The sequence below is a fragment of the Saccharothrix variisporea genome (genome assembly GCF_003634995.1).
Classification (GTDB): domain Bacteria; phylum Actinomycetota; class Actinomycetes; order Mycobacteriales; family Pseudonocardiaceae; genus Actinosynnema; species Actinosynnema variisporeum.
The window spans coordinates 9,108,026-9,127,154 of the sequence record NZ_RBXR01000001.1; the positions used below are offsets into that span (position 1 = coordinate 9,108,026).

Annotated in this window: 17 protein-coding genes; 6 read left to right on the top strand and 11 right to left on the bottom strand. The window is 72.4% G+C overall.

What is annotated here, in order from left to right:
• Window positions 1–242 precede the first annotated feature (242 nt).
• Entirely contained in the window at window positions 243–1,271 is a 1,029-nt protein-coding gene (locus tag DFJ66_RS43775; protein WP_211351486.1) for a hypothetical protein, read from the top strand.
• Here the strand turns inward: DFJ66_RS43775 and DFJ66_RS40840 are convergent.
• The 5 genes from DFJ66_RS40840 to DFJ66_RS40860 all read right to left on the bottom strand — a co-directional run bounded on the left by DFJ66_RS40840 (window position 1,235) and on the right by DFJ66_RS40860 (window position 6,093).
• Window positions 1,235–3,925: a cation-translocating P-type ATPase gene (locus DFJ66_RS40840; RefSeq protein WP_121230020.1), complete on the bottom strand. Its 2,691-nt coding sequence runs from the start codon at window positions 3,923–3,925 to the stop codon at window positions 1,235–1,237. The genes DFJ66_RS43775 and DFJ66_RS40840 overlap by 37 nt on opposite strands.
• Window positions 3,922–4,806 carry a universal stress protein gene (locus DFJ66_RS40845; protein ID WP_121230022.1) on the bottom strand — a complete coding sequence of 295 codons (885 nt, stop codon included), beginning with the start codon at window positions 4,804–4,806 and terminating at the stop codon, window positions 3,922–3,924. The genes DFJ66_RS40840 and DFJ66_RS40845 overlap by 4 nt, the downstream gene beginning before the upstream one ends.
• Window positions 4,807–4,893: 87 nt before the next feature.
• The gene (locus DFJ66_RS40850; RefSeq protein ID WP_121230024.1) at window positions 4,894–5,547 is read right to left on the bottom strand and encodes a universal stress protein; all 654 of its coding nucleotides are present in this window, start codon (window positions 5,545–5,547) and stop codon (window positions 4,894–4,896) included.
• 4 nt (window positions 5,548–5,551) lie between these two features.
• Entirely contained in the window at window positions 5,552–5,776 is a 225-nt protein-coding gene (locus DFJ66_RS40855; RefSeq protein WP_121230026.1) for an SHOCT domain-containing protein, read from the bottom strand.
• 29 nt (window positions 5,777–5,805) lie between these two features.
• Complete coding sequence (locus tag DFJ66_RS40860; protein ID WP_121230028.1) at window positions 5,806–6,093, bottom strand: HPF/RaiA family ribosome-associated protein; 288 nt, start codon at window positions 6,091–6,093, stop codon at window positions 5,806–5,808.
• Between the two features lie 35 nt (window positions 6,094–6,128).
• Between DFJ66_RS40860 and DFJ66_RS40865 the strand changes: the two genes are divergently transcribed.
• Both DFJ66_RS40865 and DFJ66_RS40870 read left to right on the top strand, forming a co-directional pair.
• Entirely contained in the window at window positions 6,129–6,908 is a 780-nt protein-coding gene (locus DFJ66_RS40865) for a flavodoxin family protein (RefSeq protein WP_342777008.1), read from the top strand.
• Between the two features lie 220 nt (window positions 6,909–7,128).
• Window positions 7,129–7,806, top strand: coding sequence for a GH25 family lysozyme (locus DFJ66_RS40870; RefSeq protein ID WP_170200032.1), 678 nt, complete (start codon window positions 7,129–7,131; stop codon window positions 7,804–7,806).
• Window positions 7,807–7,846: 40 nt separating this feature from the next.
• Here the strand turns inward: DFJ66_RS40870 and rph are convergent, their stop codons facing one another.
• Window positions 7,847–10,447, bottom strand: a complete 2,601-nt coding sequence (rph, locus tag DFJ66_RS40875; RefSeq protein WP_121230034.1) for a rifamycin-inactivating phosphotransferase — start codon at window positions 10,445–10,447, stop codon at window positions 7,847–7,849.
• A gap of 324 nt (window positions 10,448–10,771) precedes the next feature.
• Between rph and DFJ66_RS40880 the strand changes: the two genes are divergently transcribed.
• A complete protein-coding gene (locus DFJ66_RS40880) occupies window positions 10,772–11,287 on the top strand; it encodes a TrmH family RNA methyltransferase (RefSeq protein WP_121230036.1) in 516 nt (171 codons plus the stop codon).
• 96 nt (window positions 11,288–11,383) lie between these two features.
• On the opposite strand, the gene DFJ66_RS45355 is transcribed toward DFJ66_RS40880, so the two are convergent.
• Window positions 11,384–12,430, bottom strand: coding sequence for a lytic polysaccharide monooxygenase auxiliary activity family 9 protein (locus DFJ66_RS45355; RefSeq protein ID WP_121230038.1), 1,047 nt, complete (start codon window positions 12,428–12,430; stop codon window positions 11,384–11,386).
• A gap of 455 nt (window positions 12,431–12,885) precedes the next feature.
• Between DFJ66_RS45355 and DFJ66_RS40890 the strand changes: the two genes are divergently transcribed.
• A complete protein-coding gene (locus DFJ66_RS40890; protein ID WP_246030126.1) occupies window positions 12,886–14,010 on the top strand; it encodes a substrate-binding domain-containing protein in 1,125 nt (374 codons plus the stop codon).
• A gap of 123 nt (window positions 14,011–14,133) precedes the next feature.
• On the top strand, window positions 14,134–15,252 hold the full coding sequence (locus DFJ66_RS40895) for a substrate-binding domain-containing protein (protein ID WP_246030127.1): 1,119 nt from the start codon (window positions 14,134–14,136) through the stop codon (window positions 15,250–15,252).
• Window positions 15,253–15,279: 27 nt separating this feature from the next.
• On the opposite strand, the gene DFJ66_RS40900 is transcribed toward DFJ66_RS40895, so the two are convergent.
• From DFJ66_RS40900 to DFJ66_RS40915, 4 genes are read right to left on the bottom strand one after another with little or no spacing between them, the layout of a single operon-like run.
• A complete protein-coding gene (locus tag DFJ66_RS40900; RefSeq protein WP_147459533.1) occupies window positions 15,280–15,909 on the bottom strand; it encodes a YesL family protein in 630 nt (209 codons plus the stop codon).
• A 5-nt stretch (window positions 15,910–15,914) separates the two neighbouring features.
• Window positions 15,915–16,823 carry a carbohydrate ABC transporter permease gene (locus tag DFJ66_RS40905; protein ID WP_121230042.1) on the bottom strand — a complete coding sequence of 303 codons (909 nt, stop codon included), beginning with the start codon at window positions 16,821–16,823 and terminating at the stop codon, window positions 15,915–15,917.
• Window positions 16,823–17,749: a carbohydrate ABC transporter permease gene (locus DFJ66_RS40910; RefSeq protein WP_211351487.1), complete on the bottom strand. Its 927-nt coding sequence runs from the start codon at window positions 17,747–17,749 to the stop codon at window positions 16,823–16,825. The genes DFJ66_RS40905 and DFJ66_RS40910 overlap by 1 nt, the downstream gene beginning before the upstream one ends.
• A 35-nt stretch (window positions 17,750–17,784) precedes the next feature.
• Entirely contained in the window at window positions 17,785–19,083 is a 1,299-nt protein-coding gene (locus tag DFJ66_RS40915) for an ABC transporter substrate-binding protein (RefSeq protein ID WP_121230046.1), read from the bottom strand.
• Window positions 19,084–19,129: the final 46 nt, after the last annotated feature.

A 19,129-nucleotide genomic window follows, 5' to 3' on the forward strand; every position in this document is an offset into this window, starting at 1 on the left:
GCACCCGCACCCGCGCCCCGAGCCCGAACCCGCGCGCCGAGGCCGAGCCCGCCCCGGAGCCCGCCCCGGAGCCCGCCCCCCCACCTTCCCCGCGCCCCGCAGCCCTTCACCTCTGCTGGCGGCCTCGCATCCGGCTTTTGATCTTGAGGGCGCGCCGGCGCGTGGGGGAGGGGCGGACGGCCCGGTCGGGGCGGGCACGCCGGCACTGTGCGGTCGGTTCGCCCAGGCGTGGACTGAGGGGCATGGAGTCCAAGGTCGGTTCGAGTCACCCGGTCGCGCGGCGGACTGCGCCGCTGGTGGGCCAGGTGCTGTCGAGGCTGCTCGGTTCGCCCGCCCGCCGGGTGGTGAGCGGGAAGCTGTGCGTGTTGCGCTACCGGGCCGCCGGTGGTGCCGTGGTCGAGTTGCCGGTGCAGTACGCGCGGGACGGCGACCGGCTGGTGGTCGTCGCTGGCGGGGCGGCGGGCAAGCGGTGGTGGCGGCACTTCTGCCGGGAGGCGCCCGTCGAGGTGCTGCTGGACGGCGAGTGGGTCGACGGGTCGGCGGTGGTGGCTGTCGGTGGCGCACGTGACGCCGCGTTGGTCGGCTACGGACGGGTGTTCCGTCGTGTTCCCGCGGACGCCGAAACGGTGGTGATCAGGTTGCGTGAGCGGGATGTGCGGACGCCGTTGCGGGGCTGGGCGCTGGTGCGGGCGTGGGTTCTGGTCGTGACGGTGGCCGAGTTCGTGGGGTTCGCGGTGCCGGCGACGGTCGGTGTGCTCACCCGGGACAGTGCCGCGGTGCCTGCCCTGTTGGCCGCCGGGGCGGTCGAGGGGGCGGTGTTGGGGTGGGGGCAGGCCTCGGTGTTGCGGCGGGCGTTGCCGGGGTTGTCGCGTGCGCGTTGGGTTGCGGCGACTGCGGGCGCGGCGGTTCTCGCGTACCTGGTCGGCCTCGCTCCTTCCACGGGGGGTTCGGTGATCACGACGTGGCATCCGGTGTTGCTGGCCGTGGTGGCCGCGGTGCTCGGCGGTGTCCTGCTGGCCTCGATCGGCACGGCGCAGTGGCTGGTGCTGCGGCGGCATGTCCGGCGTGCCGGGCGGTGGGTCGGGGTGACCGCTGTGGCCTGGTTGCTGGGGTTGGGGGTCTTCCTCGGGTTCACCATGCCGTTGTGGCAGCCGGGGCAGGCGGTGGCCACGTCCGTGGTGATCGGGGTGGTCGGTGGGCTGCTGATGGCCGCGACCACCGCCGTGGTCACCGGTTACGTGCTGCGGACCCTGGTGGTCGACTCGAGCTGAGCCGGTGCGGCGCGTCGGCGGAGCACGAGCTTGCGCACCTCTTCCACCCACAGGGCCAGTGAGGCGGTGGCCGCTGCCAGCAGCCAGTCGGTCGGGGTGAGTGCGGTGGTGCCGAACAGTTCCTGCGCGAGCGGCACGTGGACCGCGCACACCTGGAGCACCAGCACCGCCGCCAGCGCCGCCCACAGCCGCAGGTTGTGCAGCAGCAGCGGGCCGAACGCCGAACCGTGCTCGTCGCGGACGTTGAGGATGTTGACGACCTGGAACAGCACGAACGTGGTGAAGGCCAGGGTCTGCGCGGTGGCGGTGCCGCGGTCGAGGCCGTACCGGAACAGCAGCAGGGTGCCGGCCACCATCACCGCGGCGATCCCCGCGATGCGGGCCAGGCGTGCGCCGGTGAGGATGTGCGCGCCGGGCGGGCGCGGGGGTTCGCGCATGACCGACGGGCGGGCCGGTTCCAGGCCCAGCGCCAGCGCCGGTGGCCCGTCCGCGATGACGTTGATCCACAGCAGCATCAACGGGGTGAGCACCACGGCGTCGCCCAGGAAGAACACCGAGCCGGCGACCATGGCCAGGATCGCGGCCACGTTGGTGCCGACCTGGAAGCGGACGAACTTCACGATGTTGTCGTAGATCGCGCGGCCCTGGCGCACCGCGCCGACGATGGTGGCGAAGTTGTCGTCGGTGAGGACCATGGCGGCGGCTTCCTTGGCCACGTCGGTGCCGGTGGCGCCCATCGCCACGCCGATGTCGGCGCCTTTGAGCGCGGGTGCGTCGTTGACGCCGTCGCCGGTCATGGCCACGACCTCGCCCCGCCGCCGCAACGCCGTCACCACGCGGATCTTGTGCTCGGGCGCGACGCGCGCGAAGACGCCGGTCTGCTCGATGGTGCGGTCCAGTTCGTGGTCGTCGAGCCGGTCGAGGTCCGCGCCCGAGACGCCCTGTCCGGTGATGCCCAGGGCGTCGGCGATGGAGGACGCGGTGGCCAGGTGGTCGCCGGTGATCATCTTGACGTCGATGCCGGCGGTCCGGCACTCGGCGATCGCCGCCCGCGCCTCCGGACGCGGCGGGTCGAGCAACCCGATCAAGCCGACGAGCACCAGTTCGGCGGGCAGGACCGGCTCCGCGTCGGGAGCGCGTCCCACGGCGACGCCGAGCACCCGTTCGCCGCGCCGGGCCATGCGGTGCAGTTCGTCCTCGACATCGGCACGACGCCACTGGTCCAGCGGCACGTCCCGCGTCCCCAGCCGCACGTGGGTGGCCAGGCGCAGCAGCACGTCGGTCGCGCCCTTGACGCACACCCGCCCGTCGCGGTGGAAGGTGGCCATGTACTTGAGTGCGGAGTCGAACGGGATCTCGGCGAGGCGAGGGGCCTCGGCGCGCACCGCCTGGACGTCCAGCCCGGCCTTGCCCGCCAACGCCAGCAGCGCGCCTTCGGTCGGGTCGCCGACCAGCACCCCGTCGCGCACGACGGCGTCGTTGCACAGGATCGCGGGGAGCAGGACGTCCCGCAGATCGCCCGCGGGGCGGCCGTCGTCGGCGGTGATGGTGCCGTCGTGGCCGTAGCCCTCGCCGGTGACGGCGTACCGGCGGCCGGCGTGCCACAGGGTGCGGGCGGTCATCTGGTTGAGGGTCAGGGTGCCGGTCTTGTCGGTGCAGATGACCGTGGTGGCGCCCAGTGTTTCCACGGCGGTCAGGCGTTTGACGATCGCGCGCCGGCGCGCCATCCGCCGCATCCCGAGCGCCAGGGTCACGGTGACGACTGCGGGCAGGCCTTCGGGGATGGCGGCGACGCCGAGCGCGACCGCCAGGGTGATCACCTCGCCGAGGCCGCCGCCCGTGGCCAGCCGGGTCATCGCCACGAGCAGGACCGCGGCCCCTGCGAGGTAGGCCAGGCGGACGCCGAGCCGGTCCAGTTGGCGTTGGAGCGGCGTGCGGGTGGTGTCGGTGTGTTCCAGCAGGGTGGCGACGTTGCCGATCTCGGTGCCCATGCCCGTGCCGGTGACCAGCATCTCCGCGTGCCCACGGGTGACGGTGGTGGACATGTGCAGCATGCACGTCCGGTCGGGCAGCCCGACATCGGCCACGGGGGCGACCGACTTGGCCACCGGCACCGATTCCCCGGTCAACCCGGACTCGTCCACCTCCAGGTTCACCGAGGTGGTCAGGCGTCCGTCGGCGGGCACCCGGTCGCCCGCCTCCACCAGCACGACGTCGCCGGGGACGAGCCGCTCGGCCGGCACCTCGACCACCAGCCCGGCGCGGCGGGCCTTGGCGGTGGGGCCGAGCATCGCGCGCAGCGCCGCCACCGCCTGGTCGGCCCGGCGTTCCTGGACGAACCCGAGCACGCCGTTGAGGCCCAGCACCACCCCGATGGCCACGGCCTCCTTGTAGGACCGCTCCACCGCCCCGGCCAGGGCCGCAGCGACGATGAGCACCAGGTTCAACGGGTTGACCAACTGGTCGGCGAGGACCCGCCACCACGGTCGGCCCGGCGGCTCGGCCAGCCGGTTGGGACCCACCTCCGCCAGCCTGCGGTCGGCTTCCTCCGGAGGCAGACCCCGCGGACCGGTGCCCAGCGCGGACGCCACCTCGTCGGGATCCGACCGCCAGGGCGCGGTCACCGCGGCGAAGTCCCGCACGTCGGTGATCACTGGTGCGGGACCACCGCGACCGGGCAGGCCGCGTGGTGGATCAACGCCTGGCTGGTGGACCCCAGCAGCAGGCCGCGGAAGCCACCGCGACCCCGGGAACCCACCACGACCAGCGACGCCTCGCGCGAGCGCTCCACCAGGCAGTGGGCCGGCCGGTCGCGCACCACCTCCAGCCGCACCACGACCTCCGGGTGAGCCGCCCGGTGCGGCGCCACCTCCTGCTCCAGCGACTCCCGCTCGGCCGCCTCGACCGGCGCCCAGTCCAGGGCCAGTCCTTGCAGCCATCCCGTCTCGACGGCGACGTCGGACCACGTCCGCACCGCCACGAGCTCGGCACCGGTCGCGGCGGCGTGCTCGAACGCGAACGCCAGCGCGGCGGGACTGGCGAGCGAGCCGTCCGCGCCCACCACCACCGGCCCGTGCGCCGCGCCCACCACCGGCTCCTGGGCGGCGGTCCCGCGCACCACCACGACCGGGCAGTGCCCGTGCGTGGCCAGGGCGACCGCGATGGACCCCACGAGGAGCCCGGTGAACCCGCCCAACCCGCGCGAGCCCAGCACGACCAGCCGCGCCGACGCGGACCGGCCGACCACGACCTCCGCCGCGTCACCCGAGAGCAGCTCGGTCGACACGGCGAGTTCGGGCGCGACCCCGAGGGCTTCCTTCTCCGCCTCGGCGAGCCACTGACGGCCCTGCGCCAGCACCGCCTCGTGGTACTCGCGGGGCACCGCGATCGGGTCCGGCACCCGTGCGGGCACCAGCAGGCACGCGTGCACGATCGACAGCGGCACACCCAGCCGGGCCGCTTCCGCCGCCGCCCACCGCACCGCCGCCGTGGCCGACGTCGAACCGTCGACTCCCACTACCACGGGCCGGTCCATCACTGTGCTCCTCCTGCTTGTCGGGGCGGCCGGTACCGGGTGGTGCGGATGTTCGCCGTGCTGCCGGCCGGGTCGCGGCGCTCGGGGTCAGCGCGCCGCGGGCTGCTTGTGGTCGCGTTGGGTGGGGAGCCGGAAGGTCTCGACCGGGGCGCGGTGGACGACGAAGACCGGGCACCGGGCGTGGTGCAGGGCCGCGCGGGTGGTCGGGCCGGGGTCGCCGACGACGATCAGGTCGGTGTCGGCGTAGCGGGTGACCGCCTCGTGCGGGTGCATCCGCGCCACCACGGACGCGTGCCGGATGCCCCGCAGGAGTTCGTCGGCGTGGGTGACCGGCTGGTGCGGGTCGTCCGTGCGGACCGGCAGCGGCGGCACGGCGTGCAGCACGCGCAGCGCACAGCCCCGCATCCGCGCCAGTTCCGTCGCGCGGCTGAGGACCGCGGGATCGTGGACCGATCCGGTGATGAGGGCGGTGACCCGGTGGTGGACGGGCGCCGGGCCGCCGCGCACGACCACGACGTCGCAAGGCGCGTTCTCCACCACCGCCATGACGTGTCGGGGCAACGCGAAGGGGCCGTGGTGCGCGATGACCACCGTCTCGGCGCGCGCGGCGGCGACGAGCAGGTCGGCGGGTTCCGCCGGGCACCGTTCCAGGGGCGCGCCGAGCAGTGTGGCGTGCTCGGTGGCCCATCGCAGCGCCGTGCCGCCTGGGGTGGCGTCGGCGATGACGACCGGCTTGGTCACGTCCTCACCTCGGGTCCGTCAGCGCGCGCCGCAGCCGGCCGTACTCGGCCTCGTCGATCTCGCCCCGGGCCAACCGCAGGTCGAGCACGTGCGCCGCGTCGTCGTGGGGCCGGAACCGCGGCCGCAGCGCGGCGACCGCCAGGACGACCACGGCGGCGGTGATCGCCAGCGTGGTCAACGTCATGACCAGCATCCCGCCCCACCCGAAACCGGTGTACCAGTGCATCACGGCACCGCTCCTTCCTCGACGCTGCCCGCTCAGTCGCTCATCGCGAGCAGCTGGTGCTTCAACTTGTCCTGCAGCAGGTCCACGGCCTCGGTGTAGGTGTCGCCGGTGGCCTTGGCGTTGACCGGGACGCCGTCGACGTCCAGGCGGCCGTGCGCGGTGACCCGGCGCGGCCCGTCGAAGTCCAGGCGCGCGGTGGCGACGGGGACGTCGGCGGGGGAGTAGCGGGCCAGCGCCTCGACCTTGGTGCGGGCGTAGTCGCCCGCCTCGGCGGGGATGCCGTCGGCCAGCTCGGTGTGGATGTTCGCGATCTCGTGCATACCCCGATGCTCGTCCGGCCGCGGGGTGGGTGGCAGTGGCCAAGGTCCCGAGTGAACAGGGACCTGCGGGACGACCAAGGGCTCTGTGGCCGGCGGCGCGCGGGGACGAGCGTGGGAGCCGACACGAGTGGTCGGCAAGTCGACAGCCACCGCCGGTCCGGGCGCGGGTCGAGGTGATCGACGCCTTCAGCGCCCGCGCCGACGCCGACGAACCGGTGACCCGGGCGACCACGAGCACCCCGCCCGCGACCACCGCCGTCGTGCACGGCGAACGCGTGCCGGCCCGAGGAGAGGAGAGTGCCATGGCACGAGCGCTGGTCGTCTACGAGTCGATGTTCGGCAACACCCGGACGGTCGCCGAAGCGGTCGCGGAAGGGTTGACCGGCTTCGGGGACGTCGAGGTCGTCGAGGTGTCGCACGCGCCCGACACGCTGCCCGACGACGTCGAGCTGCTGGTGGTCGGCGCGCCCACGCACGCCTTCGGCCTCAGTCGGCCCAGCACGCGCACGTCGGCCGCCGAGCAGACCGCGAGCCCGTTGGTGTCGCCGGGCCGTGGTGTCCGCGAGTGGCTGGACGTGTTGGCGCACAACGTCAACGGCACGGTCGCGGTCGCGTTCGACACCCGCGTGAAGGTCGGCATCCTGCCCGGCTCGGCCGCCAAGCTCATCGCCAAGCGCCTGCGCAAGCTGGGCTTCCCGCCGGCCACGCCGCCGAAGACGTTCTGGGTCACCGGCACCACCGGCCCGCTGCGCGAGCGGCAGCGCGACGAGGCCGTCGAGTGGGCGCGCGGCATCACGGTCGGGAGCAGGTGGTAAGCCTGGCGGGCGGAAGGCTTTCGGCGCGACGGTGACGCTCGACACATGTCCCTCGTGCTCGCGTCCGCGGTGGACCACGGAGGCGTGGCGTTCATCGGGTCCGCGTCCCCTTGCCGCGGACCGCCCGACCCGGGATGCGGTACCGCCTGTTCGCCACCACCGTCCCGTCCCCCGTGCGCCTCGACCCGCTGTGACCGACCGCCGCCGGCATGATGGTGTGGTGATCAAGCGGGGGAGGCGGCGGTGGTTGGTCGTGGCCGCGGTCGTCGTGGTGGCGTTGGGTGTGATCGGGGGGAGCGCCTACCTGTACCTGCGGGAGTGGCGGCCGGACCTGGGTGACGGGGAGCGGTACGGGGTCGACGTGTCCAACCACCAAGGGGTGGTCGACTGGCGGGCCGTTGCCGAGGACGGGATCTCGTTCGCCTACGTCAAGGCGTCCGAGGGTGAGGACTGGGTGGACTCGCGGTTCGCCGACAACTGGGCCGGTGCCGCGGCGGCCGGTGTGCCGCGGGGTGCGTACCACTTCCTGTCGCTGTGCTCGGACGGTCGGGCGCAGGCCAGGCACTTCCTGGCCACCGCGCCACCGGACCCCGCCGCGCTGCCCCCGGCGCTGGACCTGGAGCTGGGCGGGAACTGCGCCGCCCGGCCGGACGTCGAGGCGGTGCGCCGCGAGGTGGACGCCTTCCTCGCCGAGGTGGAGGCGGCGTGGCGGCGGCCGGTCGTGCTCTACGTCGGTGACGACTGGGACGAGCGGTACCCCGTGACCCAGGACCGCCCCCGGTGGACCAGGCACCTCCTCCGCCGCCCCGACGGCGACTGGCACATCTGGCAACTGCACAACTTCGCCGGCGTGTCCGGCATCGACGGCCACGTGGACCTGAACGTCCTGCGCCCCTGACGGCAGGGCGGGGGCGACCCGGTCGCCCCCGCCGGTCGCGTCAGGACAGGATCTCGACGTACCCGCCCGCCCCGCTCACCCGGATGCGCTGGCCGTCCCGGATGAGCCGGGTGGCGTGGTCCACCCCCACGACGGCCGGCAGGCCGTACTCGCGGGCGACCACCGCGCCGTGCGTCATCAGGCCGCCGACCTCCGTCACCAGGCCCTTGATCACCACGAACAGCGGCGACCAGCTGGGGTCGGTGTAGGTGGTGACCAGGATGTCGCCCGCTTCCAGGTCGGCGTCGGCGATGTCCAGGACGACGCGGGCGCGGCCCTCGACGGTCCCCGCCGACACCGGGAGGCCCACCAGTGCCTCGGCGGGCACGTCGTCCGAGCGCCGGTACGAGCCGTTGAGGGCCTCACCGGCCGAGGTCAGCACGCGCGGCGGCGTCAGGGTCAGGTAGGCGGCGAACTGCTCCTTGCGGTCGCGGACGAGCCGGTCGTCGACCCGGCCGGTGCGCACGACGTCGTGGAACTCCTCGAAGCGGAGGAAGAACGCGTCCTCGCGGTCGCCGAGCACGCCCTCCCGCACGAGCCGGTCGGCCTCCTCCAGCAGCGCCTGCTTGTAGATGAAGTAGCGGCAGACCTTGCCGTACTTGGGGTACTCCCGGTACCCGACGAACGTCCGCAGCCGGTCGATCACCGACTTGGTCTCCTCGGCCTTGCGCTCGCCGTCCGGCAGGACCCGCAAGCGCTCCAGGAGCTCCTGCTCCTTCTTCCACGCCTCCTGCCGCCCCTGCTCGAACCGCCGCCGGGCCTCGCCGGGCTCGAACGTGTCGACGTTGGCGAGGATCGCCGGCACGAGCGTGACCGGGTGCTCGCTCCACCGGGGCCGGGTGATGTCGATCTCGCCGACGCAGCGCATGCCGTACTCGTCCAGGTAGGCCAGGATCGCGTCCCGCGCCTCCGGCCCGCCGGGCAGTTCGGGCAGCCGGTCCAGGAAGCCGTCGTCCTCGACCTCGCGCAGGAAGGCCACGACCTCCGGGTGCGGGCGGACCACGTCGGCGACGTCCAGCAGCGCCAGCCCCATCTCGGAGGTGACGTTGTCGGGCACGGACAGGGTGAGCGTGTCGGCCGCGTTCTCCTCGCCCAGCCACTCGTGCATCCGCTCGTTGAGCCACCACGTGGCGTCCATGCCCGCCATGAGCACCTGGAAGCTGCGCGGGTCGAACAGGACCCGCTGCAACTCCCGCAGGTCCTGGCGGATGAAGTCGAACAGCTCCGAGCCGTGCTTCTCGCGGATCTCGCGCCGGACGGCGGCCAACGACGCCCGGGTGGCCTCGATCAGCTCCGCCACGATCGCCGGATCGGTGTCGATCGGCGTCGCGGCCCGACCGGGGAGCAGGTCGCCCGGTTCCTCGGCCGGCGGCGTGAGGGTGAAGTCCCCGCGCTCGAGGAGCGTTTCCAGAGCGTCGCGGGTCAGCGGGTCGGACTTCCCGGACACCTCCAGCAGCTGGTCGCGCCCGGTCGGCGAGGCCAGGCGCTCGGTCACGTCGACCCACAGCCGCCCGCCGGCCTCGGACATCGGCCGCGGCGTGGTCATCTGCCAGAAGCTCAGGCCCAGCGGTGTCATCGGGTCGGTCATCATCTGCTGGTGGCCGACCGAGAGGTAGACGCGGTTGCCCGGCTGCTCCGTTTCCGGCACGGGGAACAGCGTGGTGATCGGTCGACTTTGGACGATCCGGAAACCGCCGTCCACCAGGCACCACTCGACGTCCTGGGGCCGGCCGAAGTGCGCCTCGATCCGCCGCCCCAGCCGCGCCAGCGCCACCGCCTGCTCGTCGCTCAGCACGGGCCGCCGCCGCGAGTCCGGGTCGACGTCCCGCTGCCGCGTCCCACCACCGGGTGACGCGTCGATCGCCACCTGCTTGGTGCCGATCGTCCTCCCGACGACCTCGTCGCCCCGCACCCGGTAGACGTCCGGGTTGACCAGCCCGGAGACCAGGGCCTCACCCAGCCCGAACCCGGCGTCGATGCTCACGACCTCCCGGTTGGAGGTGACGGGGTCGGCCGTGAACAGGATGCCGGACGCCTCCGGCGAGACCATCCGCTGCACGACCACGGCCATGTGGACCTTGCGGTGGTCGAAGCCGTTGCGCAGGCGGTAGACCACGGCCCGTTCGGTGAACAGCGACGCCCAGCACGACTTGACGTGCGCCAGGACCGCCGCGCGCCCCACGACGTTGAGGTGGGTGTCGTGCTGGCCCGCGAACGAGGCCGTGGGCGAGTCCTCGGCCGTCGCGCTGGAGCGGACGGCGTAGGCGGCGTCCTCGGCGAGCGGGGCGGTGATCGCGTCCGCGAGGTCTTGAGGCAGCTCGACCTCCTCGACCACGCGGCGGATCTCCGCGCTGAGCGCGCCGATGGCGTCCCGGTCGTCCGGGGTCAAGCGGTCCACACGGTCCAGGCGGTCGCCGAGCGCGGCCGGCACGACGTGGCGGAAGGCGTCCGTCGTCACGCAGTAGCCGGGCGGCACGTCGACGCCGTCGATCCGGGAGAGCTCCGCCAGGTGCGCGCCCTTCCCACCGACGGCCGCGACGAGGTCCTGGTCGATCTCGTGGAAGTCCAGCACGTAGCGACCGTGCGCGAAGGACGTTGCCACACTGCTGCGGGCATCAACCACTGCTTCTCCCCTGAAAAGTCCATTGTGGCCGCGAACGGCCGAGCGGGCACGGCGACCGTCAGCCGCACGCGTGTGCCCTGATCCCCTCGAACCCCGCACCTGGAGCGGGCTTCGGACGCAGAGTGTGCAGTGCGATCGGGGTCTTGCCGCAAGCCCCCCGGTGCGCTATATGTTGAAGTGGGAGGAGAATGTTCGAGCCCTCCGCACGGTGATCGTGTCGTCGACGATGGCCCGGGTGCGCCGCGAAGCACCCCCTGTGATGATCGGGTCTTCTGTCCTGCGGGAGGGTTCCTCCCGGATGTCGTGAGTGCCGTCAGGGTGCGCACCCGTGCGGAGCTGCGGACGGCTCGCCGGCGTCGAGCGCACTCGTGCTGGGGGCACCTCATCGCGGCGCCGTTGTGGCCGATGCACGGCTCCAACCTGGGCACGCTGCTGCGGACCTGTGACGCCGTGGGGGCGTGTCTCGCCGTGCCCAGGCTGCCGTGGGTGCCGGAGGCGCTGGCCCGTGGCAACACGCTGCGGCACCGGACCTGTGTGCACTTCACCGGTGACCCGGTCCGGTGGCTGGCCCGGCAACGCCAGGACGGGCTGCGGGTGCTGGGGGTCGAGCTCGCCGACGAGGCCGTTCGCCTGGCCGATCTCCCCGCGGCCCGTGGTGCGACGGTCGCGGTGCTCGGTCACGAACGGCACGGTATCCCGGCCGAGGCGGTCGGACTGCTCGACCAGGCCGTGGAGATCCCGATGGTCGGCCACGGGACGACGCTCAACGTCGCGGTGGCCGGATCGCTTGTGCTGTACAAGCTCGCCGGGCTGTTGTGACCGAAGTGGACGCGCGGGCTGCGGTGTGTGCGCCTTTCGACGCCGGCTCCCGGTCCGCCCACCACGGTGGTCTGTGGTGGGCGGACCGGCGGGTGGTCAGGTCGCGGAGCAGGTGAGGGTGGGGGTGCCGGCGGTTCCCGTGGCGACGAAGCCGAAGGTCGTGCCGGCTCCCGCGCCCAGCGAACCGTTGTAGTCGACGTTGCGGGCGGTGACGGTGGAGCCGCTGGTGGTCAGGGTCGCGCTCCACGAGTTGTTGATGCGCTCACCGTTGGCGAACGTCCAGTTCACCGTCCAGCCGCTGATCGGCGCGGTGCCCGCGGTGACGCGCACCTCGCCCTGGAAGCCGCCGTTCCACTGGGAGGCGACGCGGAACGTGGCCGAGCAGCCCGCCGGCGGTTTGGTCGTCGTGGTGGTGCTCGTCGTCGTCGTGCTCGTGGTGGTGCTCGTGGTGGTGGTGCTGGTCGTGGTGGTCGTGGTCGGCGTTGTGGTGGTCGTGGTGCCGCCTTCGGTGAAGGTCACGTCGCTGCACGCGTAGTAGCTCTGGTCGAGGTGGCTGGCCTGCCACACCGTGAACAGGACGTGGTGGCCGCTGCGACCGGGGGCGTTGATCTCGACGGGCGTCCGGGTGCCGGTGGGGATCTTGCCGGTCTGGCCGACCAGCTCCAGGTCGCTCCACTTCAGCGGCTGGGTCTTGGGGTCGAAGCCCTGCTTGGTGGCGTAGACGCGGATGTAGTCGGCGCCGTGCGAGGACGTGTCGTTCAGGTTGAGCGTGAACCGGCTGGGCTTGGGCGGAGCGATCCACGGGCCGGGCTTGTCCATCGCGGCGTAGCGACCGTTGAAGGTCAGGCCGCCGCTGCACAGCTGCCCGTCGGGAACGGCCGCCTGGTGGTTGCCGGCGACGCCCTCGCGGAGCAGGCCGTTCCAGTTGTACATGGCGGAGGGATCGGCCTGCCACGCCTGGTAGCACATGGGGTCTTCGGCGGCCATCTGCTGCGACGGGCCGTTGGGCCACCTGAAGTAGCAGCCGTAGTGCCGCGACGGCGGGTCGCTGACCGCGCCGTGCGCCGAGGCGTTGCCCGCGCCGAACGCGACCACCAGCAGGGTCGTCAGCAGCGACAGGCAGGCGCCGAAGACCGCTGACATCCGCCAGGCCCTGGCGCGGGATGACGCGGGCGGCCGGGTGGCTCCCGGTCGGTGGGCGGGGTTCTCCGTGGAGCGGGGCATGTGTACCGCCAAATCCTCGTTGATCGACGACAGGGTGCCGGTCGGGCGCTCAGGTCCCCTGGGAGCGCTCCCAGACCGCTGTCAGTGTCCGTTCACATCACCCCTTCGGCATCCGCCGATCGGGTTACCGTTGCGCGATCCGGCCGGGTGTCCGAAGAGACGGCGGTGGATCGGACGCTCTGATTGCCACCCTTCGGCGTCTTGCGGTAGCCGCTCCGAACCGGCTGCACCGTGGGCGTCATCGCGCGCGGCTCCCCGACGACCGCGGGACGCGTGGTGATCCATCCGCCGGGTGTGCGCGTGCTAATTTCCAGGCCTGGTAGCCGGGAGTGGACGCGCCGGCGGTCCGCGAGCGATCACGTGGAGGTGCTCGGATGAGCGCGTCGGACTCGTCGGCCATGTTGCCCCTCGAACGGCAGGCCAAGGTCGTCGAGCTGCTCCGCGCCCGGGGCACCATGCGGGTGCACGACCTCGCCGACCAGCTGCAGGTGTCCCCGATCACCGTCCGCCGGGACCTCGTCCTGCTCGCCGAGCAGGGCCTGATCAGGAAGGTCCGGGGCGGGGCCACCCTCATCGACGTAGGGGCGTCCGCGCGGGGCCCTGCGGTGCCGCGGCACCCGGCGGAGCTGACCCTGGGCATGGTGGTCCCGTCGCTGGACTACTACTGGCCGGACGTGATCAAGGGCGCGCGCGGGGCCGCGACCGCCGAGAACGCCCGCCTCGTGCTGCGCGGCGCCACCTACCAGGCGGACGAGGAACTGCGCCAGCTCGACCGGCTGATCGAGTCGGCCGACGTGGACGGCGTCCTGGTGGCGCCGACGACCACCGGCGAGCGGGGCGAGGACCTCGTGCGCCGGCTGGGCGAGCTGGACCTGCCCGTCGTGCTCGTCGAGCGGCTGCCGCACGACGAGCACCGCGACAAGCTCGAATCCGTGGTCAGCGACCACTCCCGCGGCGCCGGGCTGGCCGTGCGCCACCTCGCCGACCTGGGGCACCGCCGCATCGGGGTGAGCACGACCGTCAACAGTCCCACCTCGGTGCACGTCCGGCACGGCTGGCGGGAGGAGTGCGCACGCCTGGGGCTGCCGGTCGAGGGCGTCCCGGACTTCCACACCGTCGACCAGCGCGACCCGACGTGGCCGGGCGTGGTGGACGACCTGCTCGACGCGTGCCTGGACTCCGGGACGACGGCGCTGGTCGTCCACTCCGACCCGGAGGCGATCTCGCTGGTGCAGCGGTGCCGGGAACGGGGGATCGACGTGCCGGGCGGGTTGTCGGTCGTGACCTACGACGACGAGGTCGCCGAGCTGTGCGACCCGCCGCTGACCGCGGTCAGGCCGCCCAAGTCGGCCGTGGGCCGGGCCGCCGCCGCCCTGCTGATCGCGGCCCTGCGCGACCCCGACCCGCACCGGCCCGCGCACCGCGTGGTGATCGAGCCCCGGTTGATCGTGCGCTCGTCGTCTTCCGCGCCCGGCGAAGGCGAACCGGCACGGTCGTAGTCGGCGCGGCTGCGGACCGTCTCGATCGTTTGGATCGGACCTGTTCGGATATGATCTGATTGTGATCGACCACGACCGGAGGACCGGCTCGTGCCGTCGTGACGGTGCGGTGGAGGTGCCGGGATGATCGAGGACGGGGTGTCGTCGGGCGTGCAGGCGCTGCTGCCGACCGAACGGCAGGCGCGGGTGGTCGAACTCGTCCGGGAGCACGGCACCGTCCGGATCAACGACCTCGCCGACGACCTGGCCGTCTCCACGATCACCGTCCGCCGCGACATCGCCCAACTCGCGGCCAAGGGGCTGGTCAAGCGCGTGTACGGCGGCGCGACGGCGGTCGACCACCCGCCGGTCGGCGAGCGCGAGCCGGTCGTCGTGCCGGCCACCGCGGACGTGCGGCGCGGGTTCACGGTCGGGATGGTCGTCCCCTCGCTGAACTACTACTGGCCCGGCGTCATCCGCGGCGTGCGCGAGGCGGCGGACGAGGCCGGTGTGCGCATCGTGCTGCGGGGCGCCACCTACGAGGCCGTGGACGAGCGCAAGCAGCTGGCCACGCTGATCGACTCGGTCGGGGTCGACGGTCTCCTCGTCGCGCCGACGACGACCGGTACCGGGGGCGAGGAGCTGGTGCGGTGGCTGCGGTCCACCAACCTGCCCGTGGTCCTGGTCGAGCGCGCCGCGACCGACCCGTACCGGGGCGCCATGGAATCGGTCGTGAGCGATCACGCGCTCGGCGCCGGCCTCGCGGTCCGCCACCTGGCCGAGCGGGGACACCGCCGCATCGGCATCAGGGCGAACGCGGACAGCCCGACGAGCCGGCACGTGCACCGGGGGTGGCTGGCGGCGTGCACCGACCTGGGGTTGCCGGTCGAGGGCACCCCCGACGTGCGGGCGGCCGACCGCCGCGACCCGGGCTGGGCGGCGACCCTGGACGGCCTGCTCGACGACTGCCTGAGGACCGGGACGACCGCGCTGCTGGTGCACTCCGACCCCGAGGCCATCTCGCTGGTGGAGCGGTGCCGGGAACGGGGCATCAAGGTGCCCGGCGACCTCGCGGTCGTGAGCTACGACGACGAGGTCGCGGAACTGTGCGACCCACCCCTCACCGCCGTGCGCCCACCGAAGGCCGCCGTGGGCATCGCCGCCCTGAACCTGCTGGTGAGCAGGCTCCGGCATCCCGACGCCGACCGTCCCGTGCACAGGATCGTCGTCGAGCCGCAGCTGATCGTGCGCTCCTCCAGTTGACGCGCTCGACGGCGGAACGCGGGCCGACTAGGCGGTGGCGGGCAGCACGGGGCGCAGGGTGGCGCGGTTGCCGGCCCAGATGACGTAGAGCGTCGGGCCGGTGAGCAGGGCGACCGCCAGGACCGGCGCAGCGCTGATCGCCGTGCCCAGCACCCACAGCGCGGCCAGCGACAGCACGGTGAGGTGCGGGGCGCGGACGGCCAGGGTCAGGCAGGCCGGGAGCAGTCGGCGCACGGGCAGGTCGGGGCGCTCGACCACGGCGGTGAGCGCCACCAGGGCCGTCGCCACCGCCAGCGCGGCGAGCACCGCCAGCACGGGGATGACCACGGCACCGACCGAGGTGCCCCAGGCGGCGCGGATGTCGACCGCCACGACGAGCACGACACCGGTCGCCGCGCCGGACACCACCAGCGACCTGCGGGCGTGCCGCCGCCACGCCCGCACGTACCCGCGCACGACGGGTGCGCGGTCGTCGGCGAAGATCGCGTGGGCGGCGGCGACGGCCGGGCCGACCAGCGGGGCGGTGACCACCACGAGCGGCCAACCGGGCAGGAGCAGGGCGGCCAGGAGCGGCGCGGTCGCGCAGGCCACCAGCGTGCCGGTGGCCAGCAACGTGTACGCGGTGGCGAACACCCGGTTGTAGGTCTCGTGCTTCACCGCGCTCACCCCTTCATGCCGCTGGTGGCGATGCCCTGCACGAAATACCGCTGCCCCAACAGGAACACCACGGCGACCGGCGCCACGGACAGCACCGACCCGGTCATGATCAGCGCGTGCTCGGCGTTGTACTCGCTGACGAACGACTTCAGCCCCAGCTGGATGGTCCACAGGTCGGGGTCGCGCAGGTAGATCAGCGGCCCCAGGTAGTCGTTCCAGGTGGTGACGAAGGTCAGCAGCGTCAGGCTGGCCAGGGCGGGCACCGACAGCGGCAGGATGATCCGGAAGTAGATGCCGTACTCGCTCAGGCCGTCCACGCGCGCGGCCTCGCACAGCTCGTCGGGGATGGTGGCGTAGTACTGGCGCATCAGGAACACCCCGAAGGCGCTGAACGCCTGCAACGCGACGATCGACCACGGCGTGTTCGTCAGGCCGATCTCCGACATCATGATGAACTGCGGGATCATGTACGCCTGCCACGGCACCGCGATCGTGCCGATGTAGACCAGGAACAGCAGGTTGCGGCCCGGGAAGCGGGTCTTGGCGAACCCGTAGGCGGCGAAGCTGCCGGTGAACAGCTGCAGGACGGTCACCACGGCCGAGAGGAAGATGGTGTTCTTCAACCACACCAGCATGTCCGAAACACGCCAGATCTCGGCGTAGTTCCTCCACTGCGGCACGTCCGGCAGCCACGAGACCGGCACGGCGAAGATGGAGCTGTTGGTCTTCAAGGACGACGAGAGCATCCAGAAGAACGGCAGCAGCAACGCGGCTGCCGCCACCACCAGCACGGTGTAACCCACCACCTTGCCGGCCACCGGGAGACGCTTGGCCCGACGCGGCCCGGTGGCCGCGGGCGGCGGTTCGACGCTCGTCGGCGGGACCGGGGCGAGCGTGGTGTGCGACGCGGTCATCAGCCGTTCCTCCTGCGGTTGACGGCGAACTGCACCGCCGTGACCACCATGCACAACGCGAACAGCACGACCGAGATGGCGGAGGCGTAGCCGAACCGGTTCTCCACCAGGCCCTTCTGGTAGATGTACTGCGAGAGCACCAGCGTGGACTGGCCGGGGCCGCCGTCGGTCATCACCAGGATCAGGTCGAAGACCTTGAAGCTGCCGATGGTCAGCATGACCGTGACGAAGAACGTCGTGGGGCGCAGGCACGGCAGGGTCACGTTGCGGAAGCGCTGCCAGGCGTTCGCGCCGTCGATGCGGGCGGCCTCGTGCAGCTCGGGCGGCACGGTCTGCAACCCGGCCAGGAACAACAGCATGTAGTAGCCCATCTCGCGCCAGACCCCGACGATGATCACGGCGGGCATCGACCAGGACGACGAGGCGGTCCACCCGGGCGGGTCGGCCACGCCGAAGAAGCCCAGGACCTGGTTGATCGGACCGAAGTCCTTGCTGAACAACAGGTTCCACGCGATCGCGATGGCCACGATCGAGGTGACGTAGGGGAAGAACGCGGCGGTGCGGAAGAACGCGACACCGCGCAGCTTGCGGTCCAGCAGGAGGGCCAGGCCCAGCGACAGCGCGAACGTGAGCGGGATGTGCAGCGCCGAGTAGTACAGGGTGTTGAGCAGGGCCCGGTGGAAGCTCGTGTCCTTCAGCAGGCGGGTGAAGTTGTCCAGCCCGACCCACTTGGCCTTGCCGAAGACGTTCCAGTTGGTGAAGGAGATGGCGAAGAGCGCGACGACCGGGCCCAGCGTGAGCAGGCCGAAGCCGAGGAAGTTGGGCAGGACGAACGACACGCCATGCAACGACCGGCGCGCCCTGTGCCACCGCCTCGCGCGGTCCGCCCCTCCGGCGCGCGGACCGCCGACCGTCGTGGTGCTCATCGACATCGACTCCTGCATCGGTGGACGACGGGAGATCACTTGGACTGGAGGACTTCGCTGCGCACGCGCTTGCCCGCCTCGTCCAGCGCCGCCTCGACCGGCGAGCTGCCCGACATGATCGCCGAGTGCGTCTCCCTCAGGACGTTCTGCACGGCCGCCGTGTGCGGGGAGACCGGGTTCTCCGCCTTGGTGTCGTGGTTGGTGAACGCGAAGCGGGACAGCTCGTCGGTCGGCACGCCCGCCACCCCGAAGTACGCCCCGGTCACCGTGTCGGTCAGGGTCGCGGGGGTGACGCCGATGGAGGCCAGGGCCGCCGCGCCGCCCTCACCGGCGGCGAAGGCGAGGAACTTCTTGGCCGCCGCGATCTTGGCCTCGTCGATGGCGGCGTTGATGCCCAGCCCGGTCGGGTCGCCGAAGGTGACCGGCTTGTCCTTCGTGCTCGCGTCGCGCTGCGGCGCCGGCGCGAACCCCCACTGGAACGCTTGTGCGGCACCGGACTTCTGCTGCGCGACGAGCGTGGCCACGTACCAGCTGCCCATCACCATCATCGCGGCCTGCTGGGTGCCGAACTGCGCCTGGTACTGCAACGTGTTCGTGGAGGCCGTGCCGTAGTCGACCTGTGCGCCGGACTGCTGGAGTTGCAGGGCGCGCTTGTAGTAGGGCGCGAGGTAGCCGTAGTCACCGCTGATCAGGTCGGCGCCTTGCGTCTGCGCCAGCGCCAGCCCCTGCACGGTGGACTGCCAGACGTGCTGGTAGGCGGCCTTGGCCGGGGAACCGCTGTCCTTGAGCCCCTTGGCGAGGCCTTCCGCGGCCTTCTCGTAGTCGGCCCACGTCCACGTGGCCGCCGGCGGCTGCACGCCCGCCTTCGCGAAGAGGTCCTTGTTGTAGTAGAGGTACCAGGAGTCCTGGCGGTAGGGGACCGCATACGTGACGCCCTCGGCCTTGTAGTTGGCCAGGCCGTTGGCCGAGCTGCCCAGCGACGAGGCGACGTCGGACACGTCGAGGAGCTGGTCGCCGCTCTGGTAGGTGACGAAGTTCTTGAGGTTCTTCAGCACGTAGACGTCCGGCGCGCTGCCGGCGGCGAGGTCGGCGGTGAGCTGGGTGTCGTAGTTCGTGGCGTCGTACTCCTTGAACTCGACCTTGATGTCGGGGTTCTGCGCGTGGAACGCGTCGGCGAGCTTCTGGAACTCGGGCGTGGAGCTGAGGGTCCACGCGCTCATCGACAGCGTGACCGGTCCGCCGGCGTCGGCCGGGTCGTCGGAGCCGCAGGCGGTGGCGACCAGCGAGAGGGCGGCGAGCGAGGCGGCGAGGACGGAGTACCTGCTGCGTTGCATGGTTCCTTCACTTCCTGAGAGAGCCACGGGCCGTGCGGTGGGGTGC